Annotated in this window: 16 protein-coding genes, 1 tRNA gene, 1 pseudogene and 1 riboswitch; of the genes and pseudogenes, 9 read left to right on the plus strand and 9 right to left on the minus strand. The window is 58.5% G+C overall.

The window, feature by feature from the left end; all coding sequences use genetic code 11:
• From A7976_RS15140 to motD, 5 genes and pseudogenes are all read left to right on the plus strand, one after another.
• A pseudogene (locus A7976_RS15140) lies at positions 1 to 269 on the plus strand (flagellar biosynthesis protein FlhF); the annotation flags it as partial.
• A complete protein-coding gene (locus tag A7976_RS04215; protein WP_067107605.1) occupies positions 262 to 1,083 on the plus strand; it encodes a hypothetical protein in 822 nt (273 codons plus the stop codon). The pseudogene A7976_RS15140 and the gene A7976_RS04215, both read left to right, overlap by 8 nt.
• A gap of 5 nt (positions 1,084 to 1,088) precedes the next feature.
• Positions 1,089 to 1,793: an RNA polymerase sigma factor FliA gene (locus A7976_RS04220; protein WP_067109028.1), complete on the plus strand. Its 705-nt coding sequence runs from the start codon at positions 1,089 to 1,091 to the stop codon at positions 1,791 to 1,793.
• Positions 1,794 to 1,795: 2 nt separating this feature from the next.
• The gene (locus tag A7976_RS04225; protein ID WP_067109025.1) at positions 1,796 to 2,536 is read left to right on the plus strand and encodes a flagellar motor protein; all 741 of its coding nucleotides are present in this window, start codon (positions 1,796 to 1,798) and stop codon (positions 2,534 to 2,536) included.
• Between the two features lie 10 nt (positions 2,537 to 2,546).
• A complete protein-coding gene (gene motD / locus A7976_RS04230) occupies positions 2,547 to 3,398 on the plus strand; it encodes a flagellar motor protein MotD (protein WP_067107608.1) in 852 nt (283 codons plus the stop codon).
• 12 nt (positions 3,399 to 3,410) lie between these two features.
• On the opposite strand, the gene A7976_RS04235 is transcribed toward motD, so the two are convergent.
• The 3 genes from A7976_RS04235 to A7976_RS04245 form a co-directional block, all read right to left on the minus strand.
• Entirely contained in the window at positions 3,411 to 3,863 is a 453-nt protein-coding gene (locus A7976_RS04235) for a flagella synthesis protein FlgN (protein WP_067107612.1), read from the minus strand.
• Between the two features lie 9 nt (positions 3,864 to 3,872).
• On the minus strand, positions 3,873 to 4,169 hold the full coding sequence (flgM, locus tag A7976_RS04240) for a flagellar biosynthesis anti-sigma factor FlgM (RefSeq protein ID WP_067107614.1): 297 nt from the start codon (positions 4,167 to 4,169) through the stop codon (positions 3,873 to 3,875).
• A 110-nt stretch (positions 4,170 to 4,279) separates the two neighbouring features.
• Positions 4,280 to 4,355 (minus strand) — tRNA-Lys (locus A7976_RS04245).
• A 118-nt stretch (positions 4,356 to 4,473) separates the two neighbouring features.
• Here A7976_RS04245 and A7976_RS04250 point away from each other — a divergent pair.
• Positions 4,474 to 6,105, plus strand: coding sequence for an alpha-D-glucose phosphate-specific phosphoglucomutase (locus A7976_RS04250; RefSeq protein WP_067107617.1), 1,632 nt, complete (start codon positions 4,474 to 4,476; stop codon positions 6,103 to 6,105).
• On the opposite strand, the gene A7976_RS04255 is transcribed toward A7976_RS04250, so the two are convergent.
• From A7976_RS04255 to A7976_RS04265, 3 genes are read right to left on the minus strand one after another with little or no spacing between them, the layout of a single operon-like run.
• Entirely contained in the window at positions 6,102 to 6,581 is a 480-nt protein-coding gene (locus tag A7976_RS04255; protein ID WP_067107620.1) for a TIGR02281 family clan AA aspartic protease, read from the minus strand. The genes A7976_RS04250 and A7976_RS04255 overlap by 4 nt on opposite strands.
• Before the next feature lies 1 nt (position 6,582).
• A complete protein-coding gene (locus A7976_RS04260) occupies positions 6,583 to 7,956 on the minus strand; it encodes a phosphomannomutase/phosphoglucomutase (protein WP_067107623.1) in 1,374 nt (457 codons plus the stop codon).
• Positions 7,957 to 7,972: 16 nt separating this feature from the next.
• Positions 7,973 to 9,211: an EAL and HDOD domain-containing protein gene (locus A7976_RS04265; RefSeq protein ID WP_067107626.1), complete on the minus strand. Its 1,239-nt coding sequence runs from the start codon at positions 9,209 to 9,211 to the stop codon at positions 7,973 to 7,975.
• A 73-nt stretch (positions 9,212 to 9,284) separates the two neighbouring features.
• A riboswitch (cyclic di-GMP riboswitch) is annotated at positions 9,285 to 9,373 on the minus strand.
• 101 nt (positions 9,374 to 9,474) lie between these two features.
• On the opposite strand from A7976_RS04265, the gene hemN reads away from it, so the two are divergent.
• Entirely contained in the window at positions 9,475 to 10,845 is a 1,371-nt protein-coding gene (gene hemN / locus A7976_RS04270) for an oxygen-independent coproporphyrinogen III oxidase (protein WP_067107629.1), read from the plus strand.
• Positions 10,846 to 10,847: 2 nt separating this feature from the next.
• Here the strand turns inward: hemN and iscX are convergent, their stop codons facing one another.
• From iscX to A7976_RS04285, 3 genes are read right to left on the minus strand one after another with little or no spacing between them, the layout of a single operon-like run.
• Positions 10,848 to 11,042, minus strand: a complete 195-nt coding sequence (iscX, locus tag A7976_RS04275) for a Fe-S cluster assembly protein IscX (protein WP_067107632.1) — start codon at positions 11,040 to 11,042, stop codon at positions 10,848 to 10,850.
• A 17-nt stretch (positions 11,043 to 11,059) separates the two neighbouring features.
• Positions 11,060 to 12,124 carry an NADH:flavin oxidoreductase/NADH oxidase gene (locus A7976_RS04280; protein ID WP_067107635.1) on the minus strand — a complete coding sequence of 355 codons (1,065 nt, stop codon included), beginning with the start codon at positions 12,122 to 12,124 and terminating at the stop codon, positions 11,060 to 11,062.
• Between the two features lie 3 nt (positions 12,125 to 12,127).
• Positions 12,128 to 13,645, minus strand: coding sequence for a fumarate hydratase (locus tag A7976_RS04285; protein WP_067107639.1), 1,518 nt, complete (start codon positions 13,643 to 13,645; stop codon positions 12,128 to 12,130).
• A 311-nt stretch (positions 13,646 to 13,956) separates the two neighbouring features.
• On the opposite strand from A7976_RS04285, the gene glyA reads away from it, so the two are divergent.
• Together glyA and nrdR are read left to right on the plus strand one after the other, a co-directional pair.
• Positions 13,957 to 15,204, plus strand: coding sequence for a serine hydroxymethyltransferase (gene glyA / locus A7976_RS04290; protein ID WP_067107642.1), 1,248 nt, complete (start codon positions 13,957 to 13,959; stop codon positions 15,202 to 15,204).
• A gap of 88 nt (positions 15,205 to 15,292) precedes the next feature.
• The gene (nrdR, locus tag A7976_RS04295) at positions 15,293 to 15,775 is read left to right on the plus strand and encodes a transcriptional regulator NrdR (RefSeq protein WP_067107644.1); all 483 of its coding nucleotides are present in this window, start codon (positions 15,293 to 15,295) and stop codon (positions 15,773 to 15,775) included.

A 15,775-nucleotide genomic window follows, 5' to 3' on the forward strand; every position in this document is an offset into this window, starting at 1 on the left:
GCTCCGGCATGGACGGGGTGATCCTGTCCAAGATCGACGAGTCGGTGTCGATTGCTCCGGCCATTGACTGCCTGATCCGCCATGGGCTGGACCTGCACTACGTCACCAACGGCCAGAAGGTGCCGGAAGACCTGCACCTCGCCAATGCGCTCTATCTCGTCGACCGGGCGTTCAAGGGGCAGGATAATGCGGCGCACAAGCTTCGCCCGGAGGAGTGGGATGTCGCGGCCAGCGCCGGACCGGTGATGCCGGGGGATTTCGTTGGCTAGCGCACTGGCCGATCAGGCCGAGGGGTTGCGCCGCCTGTTCGGCGCAGATACTCGACGCATGGTGGCAATTGTTTCAGCCGGCGAGGGCGCCGCTTACGAAACGGCTTCCAATCTGGCTTATACGCTTTCCCATCTGGGCAAAAAAATATTGCTGCTCGATGAGTTATGGGCAGCCGGTGATGCGCATGCCGTGTTCGGCCTGACGCCCAGGCATGATCTCAATACCGTGATGCTGAATCAGTCCGAGGTGGAAACTGCATTGGTGAAAACAGCGGACGGTATCGATTTGTTGGCGGGAGGAGCTGTCAGTACCATGCCTCGGCCGCGAATGGAAGCACGCATCGGCCTGGTCAACGCATTTTATAGACTGGCGGGTAAATACGACGTGGTGCTCGTCCATGCCTGCGTCGATGGTGCGACCACTCGTCCGGGCTTTGCCTGGGCGTGCCAGGATGTGATCGTGCAGAGCGATGGCAAACCCGATGCGGCAACCGAGGTGTACGCCCGCATCAAGTTGCTGCATCAAGCCGAAAAGCGCAGATTCCATCTGATGTTCCGCGGCGTGGATCACACGCGGGCTTCTGCTCTGCATCGCAGCATCGCCGCAGTCAGCCGCCGACATTTGCAGGTAATGCCCGAGTATCTCGGCGTATTGCCACAGCCGGACCTGCCGCAAGCCGGGTTCTTCGAGCAATTGGCCGGAGCCATACAGTCCTGGCCCATCCCCGAGCACAAGGCCGGTCATTTTCCGGACTTGATGCGCCGTCTGTTGCGTGGAGCCGATCCGCATGTTTTGCAGACGCTGCTGAAGTGATTGCCATGCCGGTGCTGGATACGCAAAAATCCGTGGCGGAATATGCCCAACTGGTGAAACGTCTGGCTTATCAGCTGGCTGCCCGCCTGCCTTCGAGCGTACAGGTGGACGATCTGGTACAGGCCGGCATGATGGGCTTGCTGGACGCACTGAACTATTACGACGAATCCCACGGCGCGCAATTCGAGACTTACGCGACCCAGCGCATCCGGGGGGCGATGCTGGACGAATTGCGCGAGGCCGACTGGGCGCCCCGTTCGGTACGCAAGAATGCCCGCGAAATCGAGCAGGCGATTCATCGCCTGGAGCAGGAGCTCGGCAAGTCGCCAACCGAGCAGCAGATCGCCGACAGATTGAGCGTTCCTTTGGCGGAATATCAGGAAATGCTGGCCGATGCACGCGGTCATCAGCTTGTCCACTACGATGACTTCGAGAACGATGACGGCGAAAGCATCGCATTCAACTTGGCCGATGGCCGCCCATCGCCCTTCCAGTTGCTGCATGACGAAGGCATGCGCGCTTCTCTCGTCAAGGCCATTACCGAGTTGCCCGAACGCGAGAGATTGCTCATGGCAATGTATTATCAGGAAGATCTCAACCTCAAGGAAATCGGGGCCGTGCTCGGTGTCAGCGAATCGCGCGTCTGCCAGTTGCACTCCCAGGCCATCATGCGCTTGCGCAGCAAAATGACAGACTGGGTGAATGGATGAAACTGGACGTTATCAGCATCGTAGGCATCCTGATTTCCATGGCGGCGATCCTGGGCGGCCAGTATCTCGAAGGCGGGCATATCGGTTCGCTGGTCCAGGTGACGGCTTTCCTGATCGTCATGGGCGGAACGTTCGGCGCCTGCATGCTCCAGTTCACATTGCCGGTATTTCTGGATGGAATGAAGATGCTGAAGTGGGTCATCGTCCCGCCCGTCGTTGCGCTCGAAGACGTCATCCAGCATGTCACCAGCTGGGGGCAGGCAGCGCGGCGCGGCGGTTTGCTGTCGCTTGAACCGCTGATGGCGGAAATGGGTGATCCGTTTACACGCAAGGGTTTGCAGCTGCTGGTGGACGGTGCCGAGCCCGAAAAGCTGCGCGAAGCGATGGAAGTGGATATGTATGCTTACGAGGAGCACTATCGCATGGCTGCCAAGGTATGGGAGGCTGCCGGCGGGTACGCGCCAACCATAGGTATTCTCGGCGCCGTCATGGGGCTGATCCACGTGATGGAAAATCTTTCCGATCCGTCCAAGCTGGGCAGCGGCATCGCGGTTGCGTTCGTGGCGACCATCTACGGCGTAGGCAGCGCCAACCTGCTGTTCCTGCCCATCGCCAACAAGCTCAAGGCCTTGATCGCCAGGGAAATGGTCAAGCGCGAAATGGTCGTGGAAGGCCTGGTTGGCATTGCCAACGGCGAAAATCCCCGCATTATCGAAACCAAGTTGCGCGGTTACATCAACTAAGCCGATCCAGATGGCTAAGCGCCGCCAAAAGCACGAAGAACACGAGAATCATGAGCGCTGGCTGGTTTCCTATGCCGATTTCATTACGCTGCTATTCGCGTTTTTTGTTGTGATGTACGCAATTTCATCGATCAACGAAGGCAAATACCGCATCATGTCGGACTCCATCGTGGATGCCTTCAAGAACACTCCGACCAGCGACAAACCCATCTACCTCCCCATGCCGACGCCGCAAAATGCGGAGAGCGGAAAAATTCAGGTGCAGCCTGTGCCTGTGCAGGCGCAGCCCAGCATCGTCGGACAGACGGATGCTGAAAAGCAGGCGCGGCGCACGCAGATGAAAGCGGTGGCAGGCAATTTGCTAAACGTGATGGATCCTCTGGTGAAGAACGGCCAGGTCAAGGTGACCGAAAGCAATCGCGGAATTTCGATTGAAATTAACGCCAGCCTGCTTTTCGCTCCGGCGCAAGCCGTGCTCAACAGCGAAACCGTCGGTGTGCTGCGGGCGGTTGCCCAAGTGCTGGCAAAGGATACGCATCAGGTACAGATCGAAGGTCATACCGATAATCTTCCCATCGCTTCACCGATTTTTCCTTCGAACTGGGAATTATCAAGTGCGCGTGCCAGCAGTGTGACTCGGTTGTTTGTAGAGAATGGCGTATCCTCGCAACGAGTCGTGGTTATTGGATATGCCGACAACCGGCCGGTGGAGAGCAACGAAACGGCGGAAGGGCGTGCACGCAACCGTCGGGTGACGGTGATGATTCTGGCCGAAAACGAAGGGGAAAAAACAGATTTGACGCTGGATCCGGATATCCGTCCGGCCCCGCCGTCGGTTGTGCCGCCATTGGCAATGCCCTGATTCAGGGGTTTTTCAGACCTTGCCGATAATGCGCTGCGATGGTCCGGGGCCGGTGCGAGGTTGTCCGTCGGCACCGTAGACGTCTGCCCGGTTGGCGGCGTTCATCAAGGCGGACAGTGCTTGTTGGTTGTGCTGCATATGAGTCTGGATCAGCTTGCCATTGGTCTGGTTCAGTTGCTGGGCGACTTGCGCGCCTTCGAGCAGTTTTTTCCAGGACTCCTTCACCGATGCCGGCTGACTGGCCAGCCAGGCTGCTACGCCTGCCGCATCGGACTTGAACCCGGCGCGTTCCAGCGTGGCAACGCGTTGCTGTGCCAGGTTGTTGAGTAGCTCACTGTGTTTTTGCTTGAGTTCGGAGAGGGATTGCAGCTTTTCCACGTTGGCCGCAACCAGCGCCTCTTGCTCCTGCTGCAGAAGGTTGATGAATCCGTTCAGAGCGGCTTGTTCCTGCTGAAGAAAATCCATCGATGCGAGTTAGCCTTTTTGCTGGGTCAGCAGTTCGCGCGTGGAAGAAATCAGCTTGTCGGCGATAGCGTCAGGATTGACGGTATAGCGTCCTTCGCTGATGGCCAGCTTGATGGCCTCGACTTTGGCGGTATCAAAGCCGCTGGCTTCATTGATGCTGGTTTCCAGGGCCTGGATTTGCGTGGACATGCTGGAGAGTTGAACCTTGTCCGCCCCGCCGGTTTGGGGCGTTTGCTTGCCGCCGCGCGCGACAGGAGTAGTATTTTCAGTGAGGGGCGCGGTTCGGGTGGAACTATCGATTTTCATGCTCAATCTCGATCATTTGCCAATTAGCTTAGCATGCTAACGGCAGAAAAACGATAAACTTTAATGGCTTGTAAAACGAAAAAGGCCCGCATTGCTGCGAGCCTTGTATCTGGTGGGGCATGTAGGGGTCGAACCTACGACAAACGGATTAAGAGTCCGCTGCTCTACCAACTGAGCTAATGCCCCCGAGAGCCGCGCATTATGTAGATGTTCGGATTATCTGTCAAGCGTCCGCCGCGATTATCGTGACCGATCGGACTCGGGTGTAAGATATCCTCAATAATAGAAAATCAGGATTATAGAGATGACCATACGCACCATCCCGACCCAGCCCTTCACCGATCAGAAACCAGGAACATCCGGCTTGCGCAAGCGCGTTCCAGTATTTCAGCAAGCGCATTATCTTGAAAATTTCGTACAGTCGATATTCGACAGCATCTCCGCGCCCGCGAATGCGACTCTGGTCTTGGGCGGCGATGGGCGTTATTACAATCGCGAGGCGATCCAGGTCATCCTGAAAATGGCGGCAGCCAATGGGTTCGGGCGGGTTCTGGTCGGCAAGGGCGGGATACTTTCAACGCCCGCCGCTTCCTGCGTGATCCGCAAGCACAAGACCTACGGCGGCATCATTCTCTCCGCCAGCCATAATCCGGGCGGACCGGAAGGCGATTTCGGCATCAAGTACAACGTGACCAATGGCGGACCGGCACCGGAAAAAGTGACCGAAGCGATTTTTGCACGCAGCAAGCAGATTTCCGAATACCGTATTCTGGAGGCTGCCGATATCAGCCTCGACAGCTTGGGCGTCAGCGATCTTGGCGGCATGCAGGTCGAGGTGATCGATCCGGTCACGGATTATGCCGACCTGATGGCGTCGCTATTCGATTTTGCGGCGATCCGTGACTTGCTTGCCGGTGGCTTCCGCATCAAATTCGATGCGATGCACGCCGTAACCGGCCCCTATGCGCGTGAAATCCTGGAGCGCCAGTTGAATGCTCCCGCCGGCAGCGTGATGAATGCCGAGCCCTTGCCCGATTTCGGCAACGGCCATCCCGACCCCAATCTCACCTATGCGCATGAGCTGGTAGACATCGTCTACGGGGAGAATGCACCGGATTTCGGTGCCGCTTCCGACGGCGATGGCGACCGCAACATGATCCTCGGCAAGGGTTTTTTCGTGACACCTTCCGATAGCCTGGCCATCCTTGCCGCAAACGCAACGCTCGTCCCGGGCTACAAGAACGGCTTGGCGGGGATTGCTCGCTCCATGCCGACCAGCGCTGCCGCCGACCGCGTGGCGCAGGCGCTGGGCATCCCCTGTTATGAGACGCCGACCGGCTGGAAATTCTTTGGCAATCTGATGGATGCAGGCAAGGTAACGTTGTGCGGTGAGGAGAGCTTTGGCACCGGTTCGGACCACGTGCGTGAAAAGGACGGCCTGTGGGCGGTGCTGTTCTGGCTGAATATTCTTGCCGCGCGCAAGCAGTCGGTGGAAGCCATCGTGTACGAGCATTGGGCGAAATACGGGCGCAATGTGTATTCGCGCCACGATTACGAAGGCTTGCCAACCGATGCCGCAAACGGCGTCATGAAGCATTTGCATGGCAGCTTTGCAAACTTGCAGGGGCAGACGCTAGGCAATTACAAGGTGCTGTTCTGCGACGACTTCAGTTATATCGATCCGGTGGATGGCAGCATCAGCACGGGGCAGGGTGTGCGTATCGGGTTCACCGACGGTTCGCGCATCGTCTTCCGCCTTTCCGGCACGGGCACCGAAGGAGCGACGCTGCGCATCTATCTGGAAGCGTTCGAGCCGGATGTGGCGAAACATCCTCTGGATGCGCAGGCGGCCTTGTCCGAGCTGATTGGCATCGCATTGCAGATTTCCGAGTTGCGTACGCGCACCGGCCGCGAGCAGCCGACGGTGATTACCTAGGATCCGCCTTGCCGGATAGTCATTTTGCCTTGATAGAGCCGGATATCCATCCGGCCTAGAAAAGACATGCCGAGCAGGGCATCACCGTTCAGGCCAGGGACGATGCTGGCGGAAACATCGCGTGCGACGATGCCGCCAAGACGAACTTCATCCAGCCGCACCATATAGGAGATCGTGTCGCCATTGGCGGTGGCTGTTCTGACAGCAACGCGACTTTTCAACCCAAGCGTGTCCGCCAGCGCCTGCGAGATGGCCACGCCGGTTGCCCCGGTATCCACCAGGACGCCGACCTTGGTGCCGTTGATGAATGCCTCCGCGCGGTAATGCCCGCTGGGATCGCGCTCCAGTTCGACAATCTCGGCATCGCCCAAATCCTCCGCCTTGTTCGGATGCAGGATCTCGTCCGTCAGGTAGACGAGTCCCGCAAATAGGGCTACCCAGACAATGGCGACGATCAAGGTGTTGCGGGAGAACATGTCAGAAGGGTAATTCCACGTGCGGTGCCGCTGCTAACAATATGCCGCGAAACTGTTCCTGAATGCGGCGCAATGCGGCTTCGTTGTCGGCCTCGAAACGCAGCACGATCACCGGCGTGGTGTTGGAGGCGCGCATCAGGCCGAAACCATCCGGATATTCCACGCGCAGCCCGTCGATGTCGATGACGCGGTAGGCGCCTTCGAACCTGGCTTCCTGCGTCAGGCGCGCGAGCAGTGCATGAGGTTCGCCCTCGCGCATCCTGATATGCTGCTCAGGGGTGCTGACGCTGTCCGGCAGTGCTTGCAATGTCGCCGATGGATCGACTGTCGCGCTCAGGATTTCCAGTAGGCGTGCGCCGGTGTAAAGCCCATCGTCGAAGCCGTACCAGCGCTCCTTGAAAAATACATGGCCGCTCATTTCGCCGGCGAGCTCCGCGCCGGTCTCCTTCATCTTGGCTTTTACCAGGGAGTGCCCGGTCTTCCACAGCAGCGGCTCGCCGCCATGTTGCGCGATCCAGGGATGCAGGTTGCGTGTCGATTTGACGTCGTAAATGATCGTTGCCCCCGGCGAGCGCGACAGCACATCCGCGGCAAACAGCATCAGTTGGCGGTCGGGGTAAATGATCTGTCCGTCCTTGGTCACGACGCCGAGGCGGTCGCCGTCGCCGTCGAAAGCGAGGCCGAGCTCGGCGTTGCCGGTTTTCAAGGCCTCTATCAAATCGTCCAGATTTTCCGGAACGGATGGGTCCGGGTGATGGTTGGGAAAGTGGCCATCAACTTCACAATACAGTTCCTGGACTTCGCAGCCGAGCGCACGATAGAGCGCGCCTGCAAATGCTCCGGCAACGCCATTGCCGCAATCCACGGCGATTTTCATCGGGCGCGCCAGCTTGATGTCGCTGACAATGCGGGAAATATAATCCTGCGCAATGTCGTACTGACTATAGCTGCCGTCGCCTTCGAATAGCTCGCCGAGCTCGATCCGGCTTCGCAAGCCTTGAATGGCTTCGCCCGAGAGCGTTTCCCCTCCCAGCACCATCTTGAGGCCGTTGTAGTCAGGCGGATTGTGACTGCCGGTGACCATCACGCCGCAGTTGGTGCCGAGGTGGCAGGCGGCGAAATACACCATGGGCGTCGCAACCATGCCGAGATTGATCACGTGTACGCCGGCCTTGCGGATGCCGCGTGCCAGCGCTGCGGCCAGTTCCGGACCGGACAAGCGGCCATCGTAGCCTATGCAGATTTGCGTCTGTCGGCGGGCAGTAGCTTCAGAGCCTATGGCCTGGCCGATGGTTTCGACGATTTCGGGCGTGAGCGTTTTTCCAACGATGCCGCGGATGTCGTAAGCCTTGAAGATTTCTTTAGGTAATTGCATGAGTGGCTAACCATAGTTAATGGGGTTGTTCGAAAAGGTCGTGCAGCATCCGGTTGCCCCAGGCGATGGACGCGGCCTGCATTTCCATGAGTGAAGATATTGTAATATTTAATGATTCCACGATTTCAGCAACTTCCTCGAATTCGCCGTTTTCAAGTTTTTCGCAGATGCGCAGCAATCGGCCGAGATCGCCTTCGCGTTTCAGCAAGGCGCGATGGATTCCTTCGACAAGATTCAGGTGCTGAATAATGGTTTCCATCGACATGCCCAGCGCGCAATCCGCCAGTGAAAGCATGCCCGCGACATAGGCTTGTTCCGGAGCCGCGTCGACAGAGCTTGCCATCAGTTCCATCAACCTGGCGCGATGCACTGCCAGTTCCAGCAGCGAAAGGCAGGATTGCTCGTTTTGCTGCGTATAGAGCAATACCTGTAACCAGCGGCCCAGTTGCTGCATGCCGAGTATCTGGATCGCTTGTCGAATTGAGCCGATCTTGTGCGATGTATAGAATGCAGGAGAGCTGAGCAGACGCAACAGGTTATAAGTCAGGCCGGGATTGCCCTTGAACGAGGCTTCGATATCGTCCAGATCGGCATCGCTGCTTACCCTGGTAAGCAGGTCGAGGACAACCAGTTTCGCAGGGTCCGTAATGCGTCCGCCATGCAGGGTTGGATATGCAAAATAGTACCCTTGAAATAAATCGAAACCGGCCTTGAGGCAGGCCTGGTGTATATCCGCATTTTCCACTTTCTCCGCAAGCAGCTTGCAGGGCCACTGCCTGAGATAAGCGACCAGCTCATCCAGTGCATTCAGGTCGGCTTGCAGTATGTCGACCTTGACGATGTCGACGAGATCGAACAGTGGGCACGGGTCGAAATGAAAGACATAATCGTCCAGTGCAAACTCATAACCGATCGCCTTGAGCTCGCGCACGCGCGCAAGGATTTCATCGGTGATTTTGATGTGTTCGAGAAGTTCCAGCGCCACCTTGTCCTTGGGCAGCAAAGTGATCGAATCGCTCAGCAGCAGATCCTCGGCAACATTGATGAAAAGCTTGCGCTTGCCCATCAATTCGATCATGCCCAGATGGCTGCATACATTGAGGATGACATTGGCTGTTGCTGTCGTGTCGTCGAAGGCGTTTCCCGCTTCGGGCTGGGCATCGCGGTATAACAGTTCTATCGCAACGGTATTTCCGTCGGCATCGAGTATGGGTTGATGCGCGAAACAGTAATCTTTAAGCTGGATGGCAGGCATGCTGGGTCTTTCGTTGGTTTTTATTTTTTAATGAAAAGAAAACCCGCCAGGACGATGACGGAAAACTTAACTTCCCGGCAGCCTCGCTGCCGTACAGTGAACACTGCGGTAGGCCGGTTGCTTTGTGCCCCCGTCTTTCGGACGGGTTTATCCTTCATTGCATGCCATTTTGGGTTGTCCGGGCAGGAAGTCAATACCACATTGATTTTGTTATCGTTTGACTTTTTACTAAAAAGATATTTATGTCTGATATAATGTCTGCCATGGAATTCTCAACCGAACTGCTGCACAAATACTGCAAGGCCGGACCGCGCTACACGTCATATCCGACCGCGCCTTATTTCCACGAGAGCTTCGGGCCTGCGCAGTGGGAAGAAGAGCTTCGCGCCACGCAGGACAAGGGACGCGACATCTCGCTCTATACCCATATCCCTTTCTGCGACACGCTCTGCTATTACTGCGGCTGCAACATGATTGCGACCAAGGATTACAGCAAGGCCACCGCGTATCTGGAAGTGCTGTTCCGTGAAATCGACCGCATCGCGGCGCTGACCAGCCCCGAACGCAAGGTGCGCCAGTTGCACTGGGGAGGGGGTACCCCGACGTATTTGCATCCGGACGATATACGACGGTTATACGATTATCTCGCGAGCAGATTCACGATTGCCCCGGACGCGGAAATCAGCTGTGAAATGGATCCGCGCGAGCTAACGATCGAACATATCCGCGCTCTGCGCCAAAGCGGCTTCAACCGCGTCAGCCTGGGCGTGCAGGATCTGGACGACAAGGTGCAGCATGCGGTGAACCGCGTGCAGCCGGAAGCGTTGATTCGCGAAGTGTATGACTGGATTCGCGACGAGGGTTTCCAGAGCGTCAACTTCGATCTGATGGTCGGCCTGCCGCACCAGACGCCTGAGACTTTTGAGCGCACGCTGGACAAAGTTATCGCGATGGCGCCGGATCGCTTCGCGGTATTCAATTACGCTCACGTACCGTGGATGAAAAAGCATCAGAAACTGATCGTCGAAGAAACGCTGCCGCACCTGGAGCAGCGCCTTGCGTTGCAGAAGCTGACACTGGAAAAGCTGACCGCCGCGGGCTATGTGTATATCGGCATGGACCACTTCGCGCGTCCCGACGACGAGCTGGTCAAGGCGCAACGGGCCAAAACGCTGTACCGCAACTTCCAGGGTTATACCACGCACAAGAATTGCGACATCCTGGCATTCGGCGTTTCGGCCATTTCACAGACCGACGACGTTTATGCGCAGAATGTGAAGGTGCTGTCGGAGTATCGCGAAATGGTCGAGGCCGACAATCTGCCCATCGAGCGCGGTTTGCGCATTTCCCGCGAGGACAAGCTGCGGCGCGAAGCCATTACCCAGATCATGTGTGATCTCGAACTGGACAAGGCGGCCTTCGGCGAGCAATGGGGTGTCGATTTCGACAGCCACTTCGCCGATGCGCTGGAAGACTTGAAGGAAATGCACGCGGACGGCCTGGTGGTCCTGGAGCCGGCAACCATACGCGTCACCGAGGCTGGTCGCGTATTCCTGCGCAATATCGCAATGGCGTTCGATGGCTATCTGCGGCAGCAGGCAGCCGATAAGCCGCGCTACTCCCGCACGATCTAGCTTTATTCGGCCTCTGCGATCCAGGCGGCCTGGATCGCTTCCAGCACTTTTTCCCCGCCGCGGCTGTGGTCGTCGTCGAAATCTTCCAGCCCGACCACGAAATTGTGCAGATCGATAAAGCGTATCGTGCGCGGATCGACGTCGGGGTGCTGGTCGTAAAGCTCCTCGGCGATTTGTTGTACATCAGTCCATTTCATTCGATTTCTCTCCCGGATTATCTTTTTGCTCGTGCGTATTGGTTCGGCCATGCCACATCCGCGCCGAGTTCTCGTGCGGCTCGCAGCGGCCAGTAAGGGTCGCGCAGTAGTTCGCGCGCGAGGAAAATGGCGTCGGCTTCGTCATTGGCCAGAATTCTCTCTGCCTGCTCCGGCTCGGTAATGATGCCAACCGCGCCGGTGGCGATGCCGGCTTCCCTGCGCACGCCCGCGGCGAAAGGCACTTGAAAGCCGGGCCCGGCAGGAATCGTCACATCTGGCACCATGCCGCCGGTGGAGCAGTCGATCAGGTCGATGCCGATCTCTTTCAGCCATTTGGCGAATTGTATCGATTGCGCCAGATCCCAACCGCCTTCTACCCAGTCCGTTGCTGAGATACGCACAAGCACCGGCCATTGTGCCGGCCACAGGTCGCGTATTGTCCTGGCAACGCGTAGCGGCAGGCGGCAGCGGTTTTCCAGGCTGCCGCCATATTCGTCGTCACGCTGATTGGCGAGCGGCGAGAGGAATTCATTGAGCAGGTAGCCGTGCGCACAATGCACTTCGGCGACTTCGAATCCCGCAGCCAGGGCGCGGCAAGCGGCCTCGACAAAGAGCTCGACGATGCCGTCGATTTCTTCAATGCTCAGGGCGTGCGGTGTGCCGTGCGCCGGGCTGAAGGGAATGGCGGACGGTGCGACTGTCTGCCAGCCGCCGGCGCCTATCGGCAAATATTGACTGCCTGTCCACGGCTGGGTGCAGGAAGCCTTGCGCCCGGCATGAGCGATCTGTATGCCCGGTATGGCACCCTGGGCGCGAACGAAGTCGGTGATGGGCCGGAACGCAGCGGTATGCGCATCCGACCAGATGCCGGTACACCACGGCGTGATGCGGCCTTCGGGGCAGACAGCGGTGGCTTCCACCATGACCAGTGCGGCGCCGCCCACGGCGCGGCTGCCGTAATTCACCAGATGCCAGTTGTTGGGTATGCCGCCATCCGCCGAGTATTGGCACATGGGCGATACGATGATGCGGTTCTTGAGTTCGAGTTCGCGAAGTTTGAGCGGGGTAAAAAGCTGCACCATCGCTTATTCCGTAAACACCGGGATGGTGCCGATCTTTGCACGCCATTCCGATGGCCCGCTGGCATGTACCGAGTGGCCTTCGGTATTGACTGCAACGGTCACCGGCATGTCTTCCACATCGAATTCGTAGATGGCTTCCATGCCGAGTTCGGCGAAGGCGGCGACGCGTGCGGATTTGATCGCCTTGGAAACCAGGTAAGCCGCGCCGCCGACGGCGATCAGGTAAACCGATTTGTGGCGACGGATGGACTCGATGGTGGCTTCGCCGCGCTCCGCCTTGCCTATCATGCCGAGCAGGCCGGTATGTTCCAGCATGAAGTCGGTGTAGCGGTCCATGCGGGTCGCGGTGGTTGGGCCGGCGGGGCCGACGACTTCGTCGCGCACCGGGTCGACCGGGCCGACGTAATAAATGAAGCGATTGCGGAAATCCACCGGCATGGCTTCGCCGCGCGCGGCTATTTCCGACAGGCGCTTGTGCGCGACGTCGCGGCCGGTCAGAAGTTTTCCGGAGAGCAGGAGTTTTTCGCCGGGTTGCCATTGCGCGATATCAGCCGCGGTCAATGCGTCAAGATTCACGCGACGCATGGGGGCGCCCGCATCAAGCGCAATCTGCGGCCAGTCTTCCAGTTTTGGGGCGGGCAATTTTGCCGGGCCGTTGCCGTCCAGCGTGAAATGCACATGGCGCGTGGCGGCGCAGTTGGGAATCAGTGCCACCGGCAGCGAAGTGGCGTGCGTCGGGTAATCCATCACCTTGACGTCCAGTACCGTGGTCAGGCCGCCCAGCCCTTGTGCGCCTATGCCCAGGCGATTGACCTTTTCATAGAGCTCCAGCCGCAATTCCTCGGCGCGATTTTGCGGGCCGCGGGCTTTTAGTTCCTGAATGTCGATAGGCGCCATCAGCGACTCCTTGGCGAGCAGCGCGGCTTTCTCCGCCGTGCCGCCGATGCCTAGCCCAAGCACGCCGGGCGGGCACCAGCCGGCGCCCATCTTGGGCACGGTTTCCAGCACCCATTCCACGATATCGTCGGAAGGCTCCAGCATCGCGAGCTGGGCCTTGTTTTCGGAGCCGCCGCCTTTGGCTGCAATGCGGATATCCACCTTGTCGCCCGGTACCAGTTCGACATGCACAATGGAGGGCGTGTTGTCGCGCGTATTTTTGCGGTTTCCTGCCGGGTCGGCGACGATGGAGGCGCGCAGCACGTTGTGCGGATTGCGGTAAGCGCGGCGCACGCCTTCATCGACCATATCCTGCAAGCTCTTGTCGGTATCCCAGCTTATCTGCATGCCGACCTTGACGAAGGCGGTGACGATGCCGGTGTCCTGGCACAGCGGGCGCTGGCCTTCGGCGCACAGATAGGAGTTCACCAGTATCTGCGCAATGGCGTCGCGCGCGGCGGGCGATGGCTCGCGCTGCCATGCGGCGTGCATTGCATGCAGAAAGTCGGGCGAGTGGTAATAGGAGATGTATTGCAGGGCATCGGCGATGCTGTCGACGAAGTCCTGTTCGCGGATAAGGTTCATGCTGGAGGCCGCTGGATCAATTACAGGATTATAGCGCGCGGGAGGCAAAAAAAGACCCGTCAGGCGTTATGTTGTTATGCCTTGACGGGGCAGAGAGGAACACGATGGAGTGATCGCTTGCCTGGAATGATTGCAAGTGATGTGCCAGCGCTGCATCTCTTGTAAAACAAAGCCTTGCAATGAACGATGCCAGGGATGGCTGGTTGCCCCCAACCGCGCTGGTTGAAAACAGCCAGATTGGCAGGCCAAGGTGCGGGAGGTGAGCTTAACATGCTAGAATTGCAACATTTTTTGCACCCGGAAATCGACCCATGTTCAGCTACTCCAAAACCCTCAACTCGTGTGACCCGGAACTCTGGCAAGCCATCGAAGGCGAGCGCCAGCGTCAGGAGCACCATATCGAGCTGATCGCCTCCGAAAATTACACCAGCCCGGCCGTGATGCAGGCGCAGGGTTCGCAATTGACCAACAAGTACGCCGAAGGCTATCCGGGCAAGCGTTTCTACGGCGGTTGCGAGTATGTGGACCAGATTGAACAGATCGCCATCGACCGCGTGAAGAAGCTGTACGGCGCGGAGTACGCCAACGTGCAGCCGCACTCCGGCTCGCAGGCCAACCAGGCCGTGTATTTCTCCATCCTCAAGCCGGGCGATACGGTGATGGGTATGAATCTCGGCCACGGCGGCCATTTGACGCACGGTTCCCCGGCCAATCTGTCCGGCAAGCTGTTCAACATCGTCGCCTACGGCGTCAACGACAAGGAAGAGATCGACTACGACGACATGGAGCGCGTGGCGATCGAGAAGCAGCCCAAGCTGCTGATCGGCGGCGCTTCCGCATACGCCTTGCGTTTCGACTGGGCGCGTATGGCCGAGATCGCGAAGAAGGTCGGTGCCTACTTCATGGTCGACATGGCGCACTATTCCGGCCTGATCGCCGCCGGCGTGTACCCGAACCCGGTGCCGCATGCCGATTTCGTCACTTCCACCACCCACAAGACCCTGCGCGGCCCGCGCGGCGGCATCATCCTGGCCAAGGCGGAGTACGAAAAATCGATCAACTCCAACGTGTTCCCATCGCTGCAAGGCGGCCCGCTGATGCACGTGATCGCAGGCAAGGCGGTGGCGTTTGCCGAAGCGATGACGCCGGAATTCAAGGTGTATCAGGAGCAGGTGTTGAAGAACGCCAGCGCGATGGCGCAAACCCTGGCCGAGCGCGGCGTGCGCATCATTTCCGGCCGTACCGAATCGCACATGTTCCTGGTCGACCTGCGCCCCAAGGGCCTGACCGGCAAGGCGGCCGACGCGGCGCTGGGCCTGGCGGATATTACCGTCAACAAGAACGCGATCCCCAACGATCCGGAAAGCCCGTTCGTCACTTCCGGCATCCGTATCGGCTCGCCGGCGATCACCACCCGCGGTTTCAAGGAAGAAGAGGCGCGTCAGGTGGCGCATTTCATCGCCGACGTGCTGGATGCACCGGCCGACGAAGCCAAGATCGCCGCCGTGCGCGAGAAGGTGCATGCATTGACGGCGCGTTTCCCGGTTTACGGTGCGTAAATCTTTAACCACGGAGCACACGGAGAACACAGAGGTAAAGCTCATGAAAAACTCCGTGCCTTCCGTGGTTCAGGAGGTTGATCTTTAAATGAAATGTCCTTTTTGCGGTGCCGACGATACCCAGGTCATCGACTCGCGGGTCAATGACGAAGGCGATACCATTCGTCGTCGCCGGCGATGCGCCTCCTGCGAGAAGCGGTTCACCACCTACGAAACGGCGGAACTGCACATGCCGCAGGTGGTCAAGCAGAACGGGACGCGCGAGGAATTCTCGCGCGACAAGCTGCGACTGTCGTTTACGCGGCCGCTGCACAAGCGGCCGGTGTCCATGGAGCTGGTGGATCGCGCCGTGGACAACATCATGCAGAAAATCCTTGGCCGCGGAGAGCGCGAAATCCAGTCGCGCGAACTGGGCGAAGCAGTGATGCTGGAACTGCGGCGCCTCGACAAGGTGGCGTATATCCGTTTCGCATCGATTTACCGCAGTTTCCAGGACGTGGACGATTTCCATGACGTGATCCGCGACCTGGACACTACCGCCCGGCGCAACACCGACAAAACGGAGAAATGA

The sequence above is a fragment of the Methylobacillus sp. MM3 genome (assembly GCF_001645185.1).
Taxonomy (GTDB): Bacteria; Pseudomonadota; Gammaproteobacteria; order Burkholderiales; family Methylophilaceae; genus MM2.

Coding starts and splice junctions, on each gene's coding strand:
- A7976_RS04220 (WP_067109028.1), top strand. CDS start 1,089: ATGCCGGTGCTGGATACGCAAAAATCCGTGGCGGAATATGCCCAACTG.
- motD (WP_067107608.1), top strand. CDS start 2,547: ATGGCTAAGCGCCGCCAAAAGCACGAAGAACACGAGAATCATGAGCGC.
- A7976_RS04235 (WP_067107612.1), bottom strand. CDS start 3,863: ATGGATTTTCTTCAGCAGGAACAAGCCGCTCTGAACGGATTCATCAAC.
- flgM (WP_067107614.1), bottom strand. CDS start 4,169: ATGAAAATCGATAGTTCCACCCGAACCGCGCCCCTCACTGAAAATACT.
- A7976_RS04250 (WP_067107617.1), top strand. CDS start 4,474: ATGACCATACGCACCATCCCGACCCAGCCCTTCACCGATCAGAAACCA.
- A7976_RS04255 (WP_067107620.1), bottom strand. CDS start 6,581: ATGTTCTCCCGCAACACCTTGATCGTCGCCATTGTCTGGGTAGCCCTA.
- A7976_RS04260 (WP_067107623.1), bottom strand. CDS start 7,956: ATGCAATTACCTAAAGAAATCTTCAAGGCTTACGACATCCGCGGCATC.
- A7976_RS04265 (WP_067107626.1), bottom strand. CDS start 9,211: ATGCCTGCCATCCAGCTTAAAGATTACTGTTTCGCGCATCAACCCATA.
- hemN (WP_067107629.1), top strand. CDS start 9,475: ATGGAATTCTCAACCGAACTGCTGCACAAATACTGCAAGGCCGGACCG.
- iscX (WP_067107632.1), bottom strand. CDS start 11,042: ATGAAATGGACTGATGTACAACAAATCGCCGAGGAGCTTTACGACCAG.
- A7976_RS04280 (WP_067107635.1), bottom strand. CDS start 12,124: ATGGTGCAGCTTTTTACCCCGCTCAAACTTCGCGAACTCGAACTCAAG.
- A7976_RS04285 (WP_067107639.1), bottom strand. CDS start 13,645: ATGAACCTTATCCGCGAACAGGACTTCGTCGACAGCATCGCCGATGCC.
- glyA (WP_067107642.1), top strand. CDS start 13,957: ATGTTCAGCTACTCCAAAACCCTCAACTCGTGTGACCCGGAACTCTGG.
- nrdR (WP_067107644.1), top strand. CDS start 15,293: ATGAAATGTCCTTTTTGCGGTGCCGACGATACCCAGGTCATCGACTCG.